This is a genomic window from Bacillus sp. ISL-35, from assembly GCF_018613355.1.
In the GTDB taxonomy this organism is placed as follows: Bacteria; Bacillota; Bacilli; order Bacillales; family Cytobacillaceae; genus Mesobacillus.
Genome location: NZ_JAGGQK010000014.1, coordinates 166,774 through 182,869, shown reverse-complemented (window position 1 = coordinate 182,869; position 16,096 = coordinate 166,774). Strand labels below are relative to the sequence as shown.

Annotated in this window: 16 protein-coding genes; 13 read left to right on the top strand and 3 right to left on the bottom strand. The window is 40.2% G+C overall.

From position 1 onward, the window contains the following. Positions 1-159: 159 nt before the first annotated feature. Positions 160-1,080, top strand: coding sequence for a DUF1002 domain-containing protein (locus J7E38_RS18540; RefSeq protein WP_215038790.1), 921 nt, complete (start codon positions 160-162; stop codon positions 1,078-1,080). A gap of 60 nt (positions 1,081-1,140) precedes the next feature. Next, complete coding sequence (locus J7E38_RS18535) at positions 1,141-1,638, top strand: GNAT family N-acetyltransferase (protein ID WP_214708679.1); 498 nt, start codon at positions 1,141-1,143, stop codon at positions 1,636-1,638. Between the two features lie 171 nt (positions 1,639-1,809). Here J7E38_RS18535 and J7E38_RS18530 read toward each other — a convergent pair whose 3' ends face one another. Beyond that, positions 1,810-2,373 (bottom strand): GNAT family N-acetyltransferase, encoded by a 564-nt coding sequence (locus tag J7E38_RS18530; RefSeq protein WP_214708677.1) that lies wholly within the window; start codon positions 2,371-2,373, stop codon positions 1,810-1,812. A gap of 443 nt (positions 2,374-2,816) precedes the next feature. On the opposite strand from J7E38_RS18530, the gene J7E38_RS18525 reads away from it, so the two are divergent. Together J7E38_RS18525 and J7E38_RS18520 are read left to right on the top strand one after the other, a co-directional pair. Then, entirely contained in the window at positions 2,817-3,278 is a 462-nt protein-coding gene (locus tag J7E38_RS18525; protein ID WP_353049962.1) for a GNAT family N-acetyltransferase, read from the top strand. A gap of 158 nt (positions 3,279-3,436) precedes the next feature. After that, complete coding sequence (locus J7E38_RS18520; protein WP_214708673.1) at positions 3,437-3,937, top strand: hypothetical protein; 501 nt, start codon at positions 3,437-3,439, stop codon at positions 3,935-3,937. A 41-nt stretch (positions 3,938-3,978) separates the two neighbouring features. Here the strand turns inward: J7E38_RS18520 and J7E38_RS18515 are convergent, their stop codons facing one another. Beyond that, positions 3,979-6,063, bottom strand: coding sequence for a peptidoglycan D,D-transpeptidase FtsI family protein (locus tag J7E38_RS18515; protein WP_483297184.1), 2,085 nt, complete (start codon positions 6,061-6,063; stop codon positions 3,979-3,981). 235 nt (positions 6,064-6,298) lie between these two features. Continuing rightward, positions 6,299-7,207, bottom strand: a complete 909-nt coding sequence (locus J7E38_RS18510) for a VanW family protein (protein ID WP_214708669.1) — start codon at positions 7,205-7,207, stop codon at positions 6,299-6,301. Positions 7,208-7,405: 198 nt separating this feature from the next. Between J7E38_RS18510 and J7E38_RS18505 the strand changes: the two genes are divergently transcribed. From J7E38_RS18505 to J7E38_RS18465, 9 genes are all read left to right on the top strand, one after another. Next, complete coding sequence (locus J7E38_RS18505) at positions 7,406-7,888, top strand: GNAT family N-acetyltransferase (RefSeq protein WP_214708667.1); 483 nt, start codon at positions 7,406-7,408, stop codon at positions 7,886-7,888. A gap of 253 nt (positions 7,889-8,141) precedes the next feature. Further along, positions 8,142-8,549 carry a GntR family transcriptional regulator gene (locus J7E38_RS18500; protein ID WP_214708665.1) on the top strand — a complete coding sequence of 136 codons (408 nt, stop codon included), beginning with the start codon at positions 8,142-8,144 and terminating at the stop codon, positions 8,547-8,549. Beyond that, complete coding sequence (locus J7E38_RS18495; protein WP_214708663.1) at positions 8,524-9,423, top strand: ABC transporter ATP-binding protein; 900 nt, start codon at positions 8,524-8,526, stop codon at positions 9,421-9,423. The genes J7E38_RS18500 and J7E38_RS18495 overlap by 26 nt, the downstream gene beginning before the upstream one ends. Continuing rightward, positions 9,398-11,353: a DUF6449 domain-containing protein gene (locus J7E38_RS18490; protein WP_214708661.1), complete on the top strand. Its 1,956-nt coding sequence runs from the start codon at positions 9,398-9,400 to the stop codon at positions 11,351-11,353. The genes J7E38_RS18495 and J7E38_RS18490 overlap by 26 nt, the downstream gene beginning before the upstream one ends. Positions 11,354-11,512: 159 nt before the next feature. Further along, positions 11,513-12,034 (top strand): RNA polymerase sigma factor, encoded by a 522-nt coding sequence (locus J7E38_RS18485; RefSeq protein WP_214708659.1) that lies wholly within the window; start codon positions 11,513-11,515, stop codon positions 12,032-12,034. 99 nt (positions 12,035-12,133) lie between these two features. Beyond that, positions 12,134-12,832, top strand: a complete 699-nt coding sequence (locus tag J7E38_RS18480; protein ID WP_214708655.1) for an ABC transporter ATP-binding protein — start codon at positions 12,134-12,136, stop codon at positions 12,830-12,832. Further along, positions 12,822-14,168 (top strand): ABC transporter permease, encoded by a 1,347-nt coding sequence (locus J7E38_RS18475; RefSeq protein WP_214708653.1) that lies wholly within the window; start codon positions 12,822-12,824, stop codon positions 14,166-14,168. The genes J7E38_RS18480 and J7E38_RS18475 overlap by 11 nt, the downstream gene beginning before the upstream one ends. A gap of 100 nt (positions 14,169-14,268) precedes the next feature. Continuing rightward, a complete protein-coding gene (locus tag J7E38_RS18470; RefSeq protein WP_214708651.1) occupies positions 14,269-14,616 on the top strand; it encodes a hypothetical protein in 348 nt (115 codons plus the stop codon). 112 nt (positions 14,617-14,728) lie between these two features. Continuing rightward, positions 14,729-16,096: an amino acid permease gene (locus tag J7E38_RS18465; RefSeq protein WP_214708649.1), complete on the top strand. Its 1,368-nt coding sequence runs from the start codon at positions 14,729-14,731 to the stop codon at positions 16,094-16,096.

Genomic DNA, 16,096 nt, shown 5'->3' with positions numbered 1-16,096 from the left:
CATCTGGAGCAGCAAAATTACGTTATGAACTTACTTGAAACTTTTATATCATTTTGGTCGTACATATATATGTACTAAAAAGGCAAGTGGCGAGAAAGCTTGAATCTGATGACAAATGAGATAGTTTTTAAGAATTAGGTTGAAAAGGAGAAACATATGATGAAATTGAAACATTTGTTAAAAATCACAGCAGTATTCAGTCTGCTCATTTTGGGTTTAGGGATGATTGCTGTACCAGCATTTGCTTCCAATGATGATGATGAGGAGGCCATTAATGAAAAATACGGCCTTCCGATTGTTGTATACGGTGAAGCTCTTTCCGAAAAACAGAAGGAAGAAGTCAGAGAGCTGCTAGGCGTAAAGGATTCCTCAAAAGTTAAGGAAATCATCGTAACAGGAAAAGACCTGGTAAATTATATCGACGGTGACGAACATTCAAACATGTACTCATCAGCCAAAATCACCAGGAAAGATACAGGAGAGGGACTGGTGATTAACCAGGTCACACCCGAAAATATTACAGAAGTAACCGATGAAATGTATGCGAACGCCCTGTTGACGGCAGGAATTGAGGATGCAGTCGTGGATGTGGTGTCACCGGTGAAAGTTACAGGGCACTCAGCGCTAGTAGGAATTTACAAGGCATATGATGAAGGTGACGGAACCGCACTCAACAAAGACCGCACAGAAGTAGCGAATCAGGAATTGAACCTGGCGACAAAACTGGCTAAAAAAGAGGGCCTTGATCAGGATAAAGTCAGTGAACTCCTGACAGAAATCAAGAAGGAAATTGCCGAGCAAAATCCGGCAACAAAAGAAGAAATCGAAAAAATCATTGATGAAAAGCTGAAGACCCTTGAAATTCAGCTTAGCCCTGAAGACAGGCAGCTGCTAATTGACCTGTTCAATAAAATGAGGGATCTGAATATTAATTTTGACAATGTAAAAACCCAATTAGAAACGCTTTCAGATGATATCCAGAAGAGGATCGAGGAAGCAGTGGGCGATAAGGGGTTCCTGGAATCTGTCTCCAACTTCTTCAAGGAACTAATTGAAAGCATCAAAAGCATATTTTCATAAAACAGAGGACTCTTCCTCTGTTTTCTTTTTCTAAAAAACTATAATGATAGAGGTGTTCGCATGGAGATCAGACAAGCCGAGGAACGGGACGCAGATAAGTTTGCAAGACTGATACAAGAAGTGGAAAATTCCTCTGATTTTATGCTTTTTGGGCCAGGTGAAAGGAAGTTCAACCCGGAAGCCCAAAAGAAAATGATTCATGTACTTAAATCAGAACCAAACTCAAATATCTTTCTGGCAGAGACTGCTGGTCAATTAACTGGATATTTAATCGCAAAAGGCGGAAGTGCGCCAAGAACAAAGCATTCAGCCTATCTGGTAATCGGAATAAAAGATCTTTATCGCGGAAAAGGGGTTGGGACCAGTCTCTTTACTGAATTATTGGACTGGGCGAGCGGCATAGGGCTGCGCAGACTGGAATTAACCGTTGTAACGGAGAATCAGGGAGCCGTCTCATTATATACAAAAATGGGATTTCAAATAGAAGGAACCAAGAAGGATTCAATGTTCAAGGATGGTCAATTTTACGACGAGTATTATATGTCGAGGATTCTTTAGAACAGGGGATTCTTTCAGGATTTTTGGCTTATTTGGAGTTAGGCATTCCATTGGAGACCACTTTTACAGAAATACGCAGGTTTAGGTCACCAATCCATTGTCCTGACGAAAATATTGAGATCCAACAAAAACCACCCGACAGATGCCAGGTGGTTTTGTTGGATTATGAGATTATCCTTTGTACCGTGCTTCCCATTCTTCTCTTAATAACCCCATTTTGATTGAATCATAGTATTTTCCGTTATAAAGCCTGCACTTTCTGATTCTTGCCTCTTCTACCATCCCGAGTTTTTTGCCGACAGTCAGCATCCTAGAGTTTCCAGACCAGGTGGTAAAGCCTATACGGGGAATGGGGAAGGTGTCGAAAAGATGCTGAATCCAGACAATAAGAGCATCAGTCCCATATCCCCCATTCCAAAATTCAGGAAGATAGATGACGATTCCGAACTCAAGCCACTGGGAAGATTCGTGTTCCCAATAATATGTGACCATTCCAATGATTTCATCATCGACTTTAATTAGGTATTTCCGATCATATCCCTGTTGAATCAAGTTGCTCATCTGTTCCCTGAACTTCTCATATTCAATATGCCTCAACGGATAATATGGAGCATCCCATTTTTTCCACTCGGGGTGTTCATCATTATGGATGAGGCTCCACCATTTTTCTAGATCTTCTTCTTTCACCTTGCAAAGTACGACCTGTTCTCCTGGCAATACATCTGGGGTTTGCATGAATCCGTACCTCCTTCATCGAAATGAGGCTAGCAGTTTATGCTTAAGTATTTCTCTTTTATTCTATTATTTCCTGCGACAGCTTAAAAATACAATAAAAGTTTCAAAATTGCCACAGAAAAAAGAGACGCTGCACTAGCGTCTCTTTAGTTAATTGCTTCGTCATCTATAAATGCATTTTCATCATTCACTGCAAAGAAATTTAAACCAGCGGCGATTGCGAAAGCTCCACCAAGTAATACAAATGTAGTCATCATTATGTAATCGCTCCTGTCATCGTTTTGTTACTTATAATATTCCCATATATAAATCTATTAAACCTGATATTACAAATTAATGACAAATCAGCAAAATTTTTTTCTTAAAGAAGGAATTTTATGCTTCCTGCTGAAATTTATGTTTGTCCATAAAAATGAAAGAGAGGGGGCATAGAGTTGGAATTCGTGAGCGAAAAGATGAATAGAGACCTGGCAGTAACAATTCTGAACTGGAAGTATGACACTCCTTATGACTTCTATAATAATGATGTCAGTGAGGAATCAATAGAGGAGCTTTTGAATGAAGGTTACCGTGCCGTAGTAGATGAGGCAGGTTCATTAACCGGTTTTTATTGCACAGGACCTTCCGCGCAAGTTCCTGCAGGAAGAGCGGAAGGGGTTTATCGTGAAACGGCAATCGATATAGGGATAGGGATGGCTCCAGAGATGACTGGAAAAGGATATGGTTATCTATTCTTTTCTTTTGTATTGGAAGAATTGGAGTGCAGCAGACAAAACCACCCACTTAGGCTGACAGTAGCGAATTTCAATAAAAGGGCCATTAAATTATATGAAAACATCGGATTCAGGAAGGAATCAGAATTAAAAACATTAACGAATGATTTCATTACCATGGTAAAGCGATGAAAAGATAATGCATTGCTGCTTCCATGTAAGTGGGGACTTTTTTTAAAAAAGTAAATAAAAAAATTGATTTTTGTTAAATAATCCCTTTATAATGAAAAAGCTGTGTGAAATTTCGTTTTCACTACAAGCATATATATAGATTGAAGGGGAGTATTAGGATGAAAAAGTTTTGGATTTTATTTGCAGCAATTACATTTGCACTTGGATTGACAGCATGTTCAGCGGACAAAGAAGCAGAACCAGAAAAAGCTGAAACGGAAAAAGTTGAAAAGCCGGCTGTAAACCCTAAGAGCGCTATGTACAAATTCTACATGAGCGTTGTAAACACAATCAATGAGGCAGATGCAGACCTGAATGCATACGAAGGTGCAGAAGAGCCGACACCTGAAGATAAAGCAGCGGCAAGTGAATCAGCAGCTGCAGTTGCAAGTAAAGTTGAAGGCCTGGAAGTTCCTGCTGAATTGAAGGATCAAAAAGCAGACCTTGAAGCTGCAATTAAAGATCTTGCAGAATCATATAATATGAAAGCTGAAGAGCTGAAGAAGGATGCTCCAGCAATGGAAGCAGCCGATGAGAAATTTGCGCAGGCTGAAGAGAAAATTGGTGCAGCATTTGAAAGTGTTGAGATGAAAAAGCCTTCTCTAGCAAAAGAATTGTAAAAACAGAAGAAAAGCTGTGCCAGCCGGCACAGCTTTTCTTATTATTCATCCGCCGGCTGTTGGGAGGCGTTTTTCATGTTAAAATAAGCGTCCATCACCGCACGGCCTATTTTTTTATTGGCTCCGTGGTCAACACTGCCCTGGTAAGCCCATGGAACGATGACCGCCATGGCGATTTCCGGATTTTCCGAAGGGGCATAGCCAACTAGGCTAATATTCATTGTTTCGATGAGTGGGTCACCTTTTACTCTATACTGGCCATCATAAAAGGCTTCGGCTGTACCCGTTTTTCCTGCCGGTGAATAGGGGGCATTGCCAAAATTTCGATAAGCTGTACCACCTGGTTCCTGCATGACTTTTTTAAAGCCAGTGTGGACGCGTGCAAGCCATTGTTCTTCCATGCCAATATCATTGAGAACTTTTGGGGAGAAGGATTTATAAACAGGTCCAACCGGATCGCCGTTCATGGCTGGTTCACGGATCTCCTTTACAATCCTTGGCTGCATCCGGTGTCCTCCATTGGCAATCGTAGAGATATACTGGGCTAGCTGCATATTCGAATAGGTATCATACTGACCAATGACCAAATCGAGTACTTTACCGACTGGAGAGTTTGCGCCTTTTGCACCGGTTTGTTCGCTGGGCAAGTCAATTCCTGTCCTGATACCTAAACCGAATGAAGCGAATGAGTTGCGAATCGTATCCCAAACCTGTGGGTCCAGATTCAATGGCTTTTGATAGCGATAGACCCCATTCCCGATCCTAATTGCCGTATGGAACATATAAACGTTGGAGGACCTTTTCAAAGCTTCGATATCATTCAGGACACCTAAATAACTGTACGATTTCTTTATCGGTGTACCTTTAATGTCCAAAGCCCGATCATCGAATGGGGTTCCAGGACGGATTGCACCTGTTTTATAACCAGTCAGTACGGTCGCTCCCTTGACGACGGATCCAACATTATACGTGTTGATGATATTACCTAATGCGTCATCTTCCATTCGCATTTCTTTCGTTTTTTTATCTTTTACGATCTTTTTTCCGGCCATGGTCAATACTTCACCAGTATTGGGATCCATCAGTACGACATAAGCGCTGTCCAGCAGTCCTGTTCCTGGTGACCTCTTGGCAGCCCATAATTCCATTTCGATGATTTCTTCAACAGCAACTTGCAGGTCCATGTCTATACTTAGAATTAAATCTTTCCCGCGCTGGCCTTCTGAGATTAATTCTTTTTCCAACAGAGCGCCTGCTTTATCGGTAATATTTATTACCCGCTCTTTTTGGCCTTGCAAAACATCTTCATATTCTTGTTCCAGATAGCTTTTTCCTACCCTGTCATTTCGGGTATATCCTCTTGAAATGAAATAATCAATCCTGTCAGCTGGCAGTCCTTCACTGCTCGTCGTAACTTTGCCTAGTACAGGTTTGAAGGTGTCTTCATATTTATACTCCCGGTCCCAGTCTGTTGTGGCGTTGACGCCTGGAAGGAGAGCCAGGTTTTCGTTGACCATCGCAAATTCATCTTGTGAGACATCTTTATTTTTAATGATTTGCGGAACGAACTTATAACCGCTGTTCATGATCCTAAAAATGGCCAGCTCTTCAATATCCTGTTCTGATAATTGTTTAAGTTGCTTTTCTGTGATCCTTTCTATTTGGAGCTTATATAAATCCTTATTTTTCAGCTTTTTATTTCTGAACAGCTCCATTTCTTTTTCCGTTATCAGATCTTGTGCTTCCTCCGGATGTTTTAGCATCCAGAAATCCTTCATATCTCTTTCACGGACTTTATCAGTATCTTTGTCGATGATTTTGGCAAGCTTTGCTGCTACATCGAGCATTTCCTCCTGGGAGGCACCTTCATTGGTATATGTAATAGCATTCAGAGGTTTATTGTCCACAATGAGCTTCAGATTTCTGTCCAGCATTCTTCCTCGCGGCACGGGGTTATTGACGGTAACATCTTCTTTCCGGTTGATTTCCCGTTTATAGTCCTCACCATGTACAATCTGAACAATCCCGAGACGCAGGACCAGCAGTGAAAAAAGGAGAAAAACAGAAAAGAACAAAACATTGACTCGAATGGGTGTTGTATTCTTTTTTTTAGGCAAATTTCTCACATCCTATGCAATTATATTTCTATAAAACTAGTTTCTTGAGATTTGCAGATCTTCAAACGTTTTGATTAAATCCTTGGCTTTGATGTATGGGCAGGAAGAACTGATATTCACATAATAAGTTTGGGCTAGGTTGAAACCATCTATTACCATTAGTTTACGGAATTATTTACTCTAATGTAAAGGTTTTCCTGTAAAATAAAAGGAATCCTTAATTGAATAGGATTCCTTTTGACACTTATAATGGTTCTTCAAGAATGATGGCATTACTATCCGTACTCGGCACTTTACGTTTTTCTACATTGATTTCCTCGGATGAATAAATTAAGACGACCATTTTTCCAGGATAGGTTTTTGCTCTGATCAAGATTGGCTGGTTATGTTTGTTTTTAAATGTAAAGTCCGGGCCATACCAGCTGACAGTTGCGTCTCTCCCAGGAGGGACATAAGGGACCTGCTTACTGTGTGAGTATCGTTCGAGAATTTTTAAACCTGAGCGGTCTGCAGCATTGAAAAGGGTTGAAGACACTTGGCATATGCCTCCGCCGATCCCTTCCGATAGTTCTCCTCTCACAATGATCGGTGCGGGCTGGTAACCACGGGAAGCTGTTCTTTTTCCGACAACTTTATTAAAAGAAAATATTTCGCCAGGAAACACGACATGATTATTGATTGCTTCTGCAGCAAGGGAGATATTATGGGTTCTCTCTTTATTGGCACTGTTGAAATAGGTTATGTAATGGCCAATTAGTTTTGTCCGGATGTTGGAGATTATTTCACTATCGACCTTGGGGTACACGCTAAGTGTCGGGACAAGGATTCGCGTGGGCCCGTGATCGAAAAAACTTTCAGCGAATCTTTCTTTGAATTTTTTTTCGTCAAGAATGTATCCAACCTTTTCAGGAATGATATTTCCATAATCATCAAGTCCTGCATTCTTCGGTTCTTTTTTAATTTGATTGGAAAGTTGCTTATTCAATGTGTCAAGCAATGTATGGTTAAGGATGGGGAATCCGAACCACGGAATGGAAAAATCCGTTCGATGTACTTCTGCAACCGGCTCATCTTCCCAGATAATTGAGATATCATCATGGCTGTCCGTAGTACTGCTCGATAATATAATTCCTATTGCCAGCAACCATTTCATAGAAATTCACCTCCCGTAATATTATGGATAAACAAATTACGTTTCATGTATTTTGGGATTGATGGTGTTTTTTGGAAAAACGAAAAGGATTATTATTAAATTTTGTCGAAATACATTCATCACATCTGGTTTTTTATATTGTACCGCGCGGGATAGTGCCCGAAGTTTGAGGAAAAGTAGGATCGAAAGGGTGAAATCATGAATATTATTTTGTCGTTATTATCAATGGTTGATGCAAAGGCGTTATTCGATTTTGAGAAAGAAAACAAAGAGTTTTTCGAGAAGTCTGTTCCGGCAAGACCTGATTCATATTTCGTATATGAAGAATTCATCCATATATTCGAAGCTCTTATGGAAGAGCAGAGAAATAAAACGTCTCTGTTTTATGCAATAAAGAACGAAAGTGGTAAAATCATTGGAAGGATGAATCTCGTTGATATTGATTGGGAAACCAGAATAGGTCATGTCGGTTATCGAGTAGGCAATCAATTCACTGGCAGAGGAGTTGCAGTCAATGCACTCGAAAAGCTGAAGTCAGAAGCCGCGTTAATGGGAGTAACTGAATTGCAAGCAAAAACAACATTAGACAACATGCCTTCACAAAAAGTATTAGAGAGATGTTTATTTACAAAAGACCACATAGACAAAGAAAAATTTATACACTATTCATTTTCACTCTAGCTGAATGCTAGGGTGTTTTTTTTTGCAGAAGAGAGAGATTCCGAAAATTTCCATCATAACTATTGAGTTTAATGTTAATAATTGTGTAATATTACACTGAGAGGAAATTTTAAATTGAAATCAGCATGCTCGCATTTCTTAATTTTTCTTAAGAATTTATTAAGAAAATTCCCCCTATCTTTTTGGAAGAGGCTGGCATATAATTTAACTGTATTAATAATAATAGTACACTTAGTACAGATAGGGGGTCATTATGTTTGAGCTTGACCTGAGAAGCCGAAAACCGATATACGAACAGCTGGTGGATAAGATGAAAGAGTTGATCATCAATGAAGTGCTCAAACCTGATGAACAATTGCCTTCCGTACGACAGATGGCACAGCAGTTGACTATAAATCCGAATACAATCCAGAAGGCATATAGAGAACTGGAAACACAGGGGTTCATTTATTCTTTAAAAGGCAAGGGGAGTTTCGTTAAGCCCATGGAGACTGGGAAAGATGTCGATAAGATTCTGCAGGTGAAGCAGGACTTGGAAAAACTCCTGCATGAGGCATTATACCTTGGCGTATCTGCAGAGGAACTCCATGAAATGGTCAAAAGCCTGGAAGCTATGAAAGGGGGACACGGACAGGATGATTCAAATGATCGCAATCAATAAAGCATTTGAAAAACAAGAAGCTGTAAAAAACGTCAATATGACAATCAATAAAGGTTCAATTTATGGTTTAATCGGTTCCAATGGAGCAGGTAAGACGACCATCATTAAATTGCTTGCCGGGATTTACAGACAGGATTCGGGGAAAGTGTTGCTTGAAGGAAATGCCATATATGAAAACCAGGCATTAAAGCAAAAAGTTTTTTACATATCCGATCAGCCTTATTTTTTTCCTCAATACACGGTAAGGCAGATGGCGAATTTTTATAAAAGTATTTTTCCATCCTGGAATGAAGCAAGATTTTTAAAATTAGCTCAAGTCTTTGATTTCAACATGAAAAAGAAATTGCACACTTTTTCAAAAGGAATTCAACGGCAGGCAGCATTCTGGCTTGCATTATCCGCGATGCCAGAAGTTTTGATTCTTGATGAACCAATGGATGGGCTCGATCCAGTGGCAAGGAAAAAAGTTAAAAACCTATTGATTCAGGATGTGGCAGATCGGGAAATGACCATTTTGATTTCTTCCCATAATCTGCGTGAAATCGAGGACATCTGTGACCATATTGGAATTTTGCATCAAGGCTCACTGCTTTTGGAAAAAGACCTTGATGATCTTAAGTCTGATATTCATAAAGTACAGGTTGCCTATAAGGGAGAAGCACCGGAATATCTCGAACAACGCCTGACAATGCTCCATTGCGAAAAAAGAGGAAGCGTAATGGTATGTATCATCCGGGGGAAAGAAGAAGAAATCGTAAAGGTCTTCAATCAATCTCACCCTGTCATCTTCGACTTGCTTCCATTGACCTTAGAAGAAATCTTCATTTATGAGATGGGGGATATCGGTTATGCCATCAAAAATATCATTGTTTAATAAGGAAATGATCCTCCAGGTTGGAAGGAATATCGGCTGGATATCCGTCATCTATTTTCTTGCGTTATTTTTCGCCATACCATTAAGGATCATGATGCACTATTCCGGTGATGACTACCGTTATTTTACACCTGCAGAAGGATTATTTGACTTCGAGTTTGCGATACAGTTAGTCATGATCATCACCGTACCTGTGGTGATGGCAATCTTTCTTTACCGTTTCCTGCATGTTAAACAGGCAGCTGATTTAATGCATAGTTTGCCTTTGAAACGGGAAAATATTTTCCATTTTTATACACTGACAGGGTTTGTATTTCTGATTATCCCAGTCGTATTGATTGCTTTGATTACGGTTATCATCCACGGTGCATTAGGGTTGGATTTATATTTTCAGCTTGGTGACATTCTCAGTTGGACCGGAATCGTCATTTTATATAATGCTGTATTTTTCCTATCCGGAGTATTGATGGCAATGGTTACTGGGATATCGGTGGTCCAGGGAGTTTTAACCTATATCATGCTGCTGTTCCCGGCAGGCTTTACTTTGCTGGCAATCTATAATCTTGGTCTGTTGTTATATGGTTTTCCTAGTGATTATTTTCAAATCAGGAATATTGAATATCTTTCACCGATTTCTCACCTAGCCTTGCTTGAGAGTAAATCGATATCTGCTCAGGCAGTACTCCTTTATATAGTCATAGTGATAGCAGCCTACATATTGTCTCTATTAATCTATAAAAAGAGAAATATAGAATCAGCGTCAGAAGCCATTGCTTTTAATGGCCTAAAAAAGGTCTTTAAGTTTGGAGTTGCGTTTTGCATGACGCTCCTGGGCGGTATGTATTTCGATGCCATGCAAAATGAATTCGCCTGGCTGATCTTCGGTTATGCTGCCGGGGGGACAATCGGTTATTTCACTGCCGAGATGGTTCTGCAGAAAACATGGAGGGTATTTGGCAGGGGAAGGGGTCTGGTGTCCTATGCCGTTGTATTGGCAATCTTGATCATGATCACGCAAGCATTTGCTCCTTATGAGAAAAAGGTGCCTGCACTTGATGACATCAAAAGTGTCATCTATGCGAACAATGTTTATTCCGATCCGAATGACCCTTATGCTCCAAAACCAATGTTTCAGCGAGAAAACATAGAGGCTGTAAGGGAGTTTCATAAAAGTATCATTCAAAATGAACAAACAAATGAACAGGGAATGAAATCACAGGAATATTCTCTTTTTATCTATGAATTAGAAAACGGAGACAAATTGGTCCGCCAGTACACAATCGATCCGAACGATTATGTACCACAATTAAAAAAGATTTATGAATCAATCGAGTATAAGCATGCTCATAATCCAGTTTTCAAAATAAAAATTGAAGACATTACTTCCATCAGGATTAACAAGAAAATTACCGACGTTCCGTTGACAATTACCGACAAAGAGAAAATTAAACAGGCCATATCAATCCTTAGGAAAGAAATTGAGCGGGAACCATATGCTCTGGACTCCTATCCAGTCGGGAATATGTCATTGATTGAAATCATGTCCGGCATCAATAACTATGAAAATTTAGAACTAAAACAGTCTTATTCAAGCTTCATCACCTGGCTGGAGGCAAACGGCATGCTTGAGGAAGCCATGGTGACTCCAAAGGATTTGGACTATATTGTCGTGACAAATGAATCCATAAAAGCAGATCAATTCAAAGAATATCCAGAAGAAGAATTATTGAATCAAATATTGAAGGATGGAAATACGCTGAAATTAACGGATGAGGACCATTTGCGTACTGCAATCGAAAAAGCAGGGTATGGCTGGTTTAATGAGGAACCTTATACCGCTGTTTTTGTCTACAAGACAGGAAACCACAAAGAAATCCGGACATTCAGCAGTAAAAATGTTCCACCGTTTATTGAGCAGTACTTTAAATAGGGCGCTTTAAAAACGGCAATGGAGATATTGCAGCGGAAAGTGATGCGCCTGAAATCAAAAAGAACAGCCTTGTTTAACAGGGCCTAAAAAATAAACAAATAGAGACAGGAAAGGTTGAAGTTGAAATGAGATTCAGCTTCTGGGCAAGGGGGGATCGATATGGCTTATATTGATTTTGACGAACTCTATAGGATACATGGCAAAAAGCTTCAGCAAATCGCTTTCAGGATTACTAAAGATCGACATTTAGCTGAAGACGTGGTCCAGGAAACTTTTATAAAAGCATATAAAAAAGCCGATACCATTGTTGACGAGTATAAGATCGGTTCATGGCTTGCGGCAATAGCTGCCAGGACAGCAATTGATTATTTACGAGCAGAAAAGCGGAGAAGATGGCTTCCTTCAGACCAAAGCATCATGGAGCAGATTTTTAGCGACCACGACGTTGAACAATCTCTAGAGAAGGAAGTGGAAATACTTCTGTTCAAGGAGCAAATTCAGCATCTTCTATATCTTTTGACACAAGAATATCAGCAGGTGCTTGTACTCAAAATTCAGTATGGCTTAAAGGAAAATGAGATTGCCAGTAAGTTGAACATTAAATCAGGAACGGTCAAAACAAGGCTGCATAGAGCCAGGAAACAATTGAAAAAAGTCATGTTAGAGAAATATCCAGCCTGATAAAGGATTTAGGCGATGAAAGTAATCGCCTATTTTTTTTCACCTTTCATACTGGTAGATAATGCTTAATATTCAAAAAAATGTATGAGGAGTATGAGTATGATTTTAATAAACCGTTTGAGTCATGAATTCGAAATTGGTAAAAAAGGGAGGAAGACAGTCATCCCTGTTTTAAAGGATGTTTCATTGCAAGTTAGGAAAGGGGAAATCGTCACCATTGTTGGCAGAAGCGGTTCGGGAAAATCAACACTGCTTAATCTAGTCAGTGGCTTCATCCGACCGAAACATGGGGAAATAGCCATTAATGGAATCAAGACATCGACATTGTCTGAGGCGAAGTTTGCAGATTTCCGGATCCAGCATCTCGGTTTCATCTTCCAAAGCTTTCAGTTGATTACAAGTATGACTGCATATCAAAATATTGAGCTGCCATTGATTTTAAAAGGTGTGAAAGAGCAAGAAAGAAAACTTCGGACAAGTGAAATTCTGGATATGGTTGGATTGGCAGACTATCAGGATCATTACCCCGGAGAACTATCAGGTGGTCAACAGCAAAGAGTGAGTATTGCCCGCGCCCTGATAGTCAATCCGCCGATTATTCTAGCGGATGAACCGACTGGCAGTCTGGATTCGGAAACCGAAGAGGATTTGCTTAGGTTTATCAAAAAGTTGAATAAGGAACTTGGCATCACTTTTTTGATAATTACTCATGATGACAAGGTTGCAAAAATTGGACACCGAACGATTGAATTAAAGGATGGAAGAGTTGTTGAGGAGGTAATGGCAAATGAGGCTTAAAGACCAATTCCGTTTTGTCAGGCAAAACATGAAAAAGAACAGGACAAGGCTGTTCATGACCATTCTTGCCACTGCGATGAGTGTTGCTTTCCTGATTGTACTTGCTTCTGTAGGGTTCGGGCTTCATAAATCGATCGTGAAAGAAACTCTGGAAAGAAGGATTGTGACAGAGATTGAAGTTCCCGGGAAAGAGGACCCTCAAAATGGGTTTAAACAGCTGGGCGAAAAAGATGTCGCTTTTTTCGAGAAAATTAAGGATGTTAAAGCTGTTACCAGACGGAAAAATCTCCAGGATTATCAATTTGAAGTTGGTGAACACCAGACCTATGCGCGGGCTGTGGTTGCCGATATGCCTTCTGAAATGAATTCAGGGCTAGAATTGTCAGAAGGGCGTCTGCCAAAATCGGATCATGAAGTGCTTGTTGGCTACCATTTTGTTGAAGATTTGCGACCTAATGGAGATGCAACAGAAGACGTATATAATGAAAAAGGACAGATTAAAGAAGAATACAAATACAAAGGCGAACTGGTCGGCAAGAAAATCAGCATGAATGTCATTAAGTTTGAAAATGGCAAAGAAATAAAGGAGAAACTGGAAGTTACCATTGCAGGAATCCGTAAAAAGCCCACGAAGGAATGGGTCTATGATAATGTTGTGTTTGTTTCCAATGGAGTATTGAAGCAGGTTGAGGAGTTTACAGGAACGCCACGTGGAATGATGAAGGACCCGAACAACCCGGACATGGAGCAGCCAGACATACCGGCTGACCAATATGACGAGGTTAAAATATACGCTAAAGATATGGAAGCAGTTAAAGATATTACCGTTAAGCTAGAAGAAAACAATTATCCATCCTATTCAGTCATTAATGAATTGAAGGATGTGAATGTAATGTTCACGATCGTGAAGGCTGGCCTTATTTTCATCGGAACGATCGCCATCATCATTGCCTCGATAGGAATTTATAATACAATGACCATGGCCGTTACTGAAAGGGCCCCGGATATTGGGATCATGAAAGCGATTGGTGCCAATCCAAAGACCATCAAAAAAATCTTTCTCCTGGAAAGCAGCTATATCGGCTTGATTGGAGCAGCGATTGGAACGCTTGTCGCCTACGCTATCAGTTTAATGGTTAATTTTGGGCTTCCAATCATTATCAGACAGGCATTTGGCGAAGAACCGCCTGAGGGCTTAATATTTAGCCATATTCCCTATACTTTGCCAATAATTAGCTTCATTATTTGCTACCTGGTCACAATCCTGTCTGGTTTGCGTCCGGCACAGAGAGCTACAAAAGTAGATGTGCTTAAGGCTTTGAGAAGGGAAGTATAACAGGGTGCTCTTAATCATTAAACCTCCTGACTAGGTATGAATAGATTTTCTTGCTTTGGAAAAATCTAAACCTATCGACCATTTTACAGGGGGATAGGATATGTCAGTCATTGTTATTCAAACATTTGAATTGAAACAAGATAAGTTCCCGGAGGGGATCAAGAATCTGCGCTTGATTCAAAATTTCCGAAACGAACAGTATGACCATAGGGTTGAGCTCTTGTCCCCTATATCAGGAGAAGACCATACCTATGTGTTGGTTTCCACCTATGAAGGGTTGGCAGAAATGGAGCTTCAAAATAAGAAAATGTTTGAAGATGAGGAGTATAAAGAGCTAGTTGGTGAATTCTTTCTGGAAAATATTGTGCAAGGCAGCATGTATACACAGTTGTATCGCACGATGACTGGATTGAGCAAGGACTCGGAAAATGATAAAAGCAAAAATTAACACAAAAAAAGTCGTTCCTTAAGGAATCGGCTTTTTTTTTGACTTAACACTTAATACATAATATCGGGTCGATTCTCGAAAGATAATACTTATCGAGAAAGGGGAGAAGGGAATGGACTTTTTTCTGCCGTCTGTTAAATCGAAAGGCGGGGATCAATCAAATGAAGGAGATCTGAAGTGGTGGCAATTGTCCCTTATCGGTGTGGGATGTACAATCGGTACAGGTTTTTTCCTGGGGTCGGCCATTGGAATAAAAATCACCGGGCCTTCCATCGTTTTCTCATTTATCCTTGCGGCAATTGGTACTTACCTGGTCTATAATTTATTGGCAAAAATGACTGCGGAAGACCCACAGGATGGTTCTTTTTGCTATTATGCCAATAAGGCTTACGGAAAATGGGCTGGTTTCAGCTGCGGCTGGAATTATTGGAGTTCCAATATCCTGATCATGGGAAGCCAGCTAACTGCTCTTTCGATTTTGTCCCAATTCTGGTTTCCTGATATCCCTCTATGGATTTTTGCAACTGGTTATGCAGTTCTCTCAATCGGCGTTGTCTTAACTGGAAATAAAGGCTTTGATAAGGTCGAGGATTTGCTGGCAATTATTAAAACGGCAGCCATCATTATGTTTATACTTATTGCCGTTGCGGCTCTATTCGGATTGTTCAATCTTCAAACGCATAAAGTGCATACACCAAACTCAGTACAAGAACTCTTTCCTGGTGGACTTAAAGGCTTTTGGTCATCACTGATTTACGCTTTTTACGCATATGGAGGAATTGAGGTAATCGGATTGATGGCGACAAGATTGAAGAAGAAAGAAGATGCCCCAAAAGCGGGTGTGATCATGCTCATTTTACTGGTCATTGTGTATGTGCTTTCATTGGGCCTTGCAGTCATTCTGGCTGCACACGGAGCTTTTAACGATAAGGAAAGTCCATTTGTAACTGCCTTCGGTCAATACAAGCTTCAATTCTTTCCGCATGTGTTCAATGCGGCAATCATTCTTGCAGGTTTTTCGACCATGACAGCTTCTTTATTTGGAGTGACAACCTTGCTCGTTACACTGGCTGATGATGGCGATGCTCCGAAGATTTTCTCCAGGAAAATCGAAAAGTGGAAACAATTGCCGCTTCCTTCCCTGGGACTCGCAGTAGTAGGACTGATTGCTTCCATTATTACCGCGTTGCTGCTTCCTGGAAAAATTTATGAGTATATTACTACTGCCGCAGGTATCCTGATTTTATTCAACTGGGCTTTCATTATTCTGTCAGGACTTAAATTAGTTGAATTAAAGGTATGGGGGAAAACACTCTCCATATTCGGCATAGTCCTTATTCTGGCTGCAGTTACAGGTACTCTGGCTGAGAAGACCATACGAATGGGTTTCTTTATCAGCATTATTGTTGTTTTCTTAATTGGTTTGATCTCCGTTGTTTTGCAGAAAAAAGTATGGAATAAAGCAAATCGAGCAAAATAA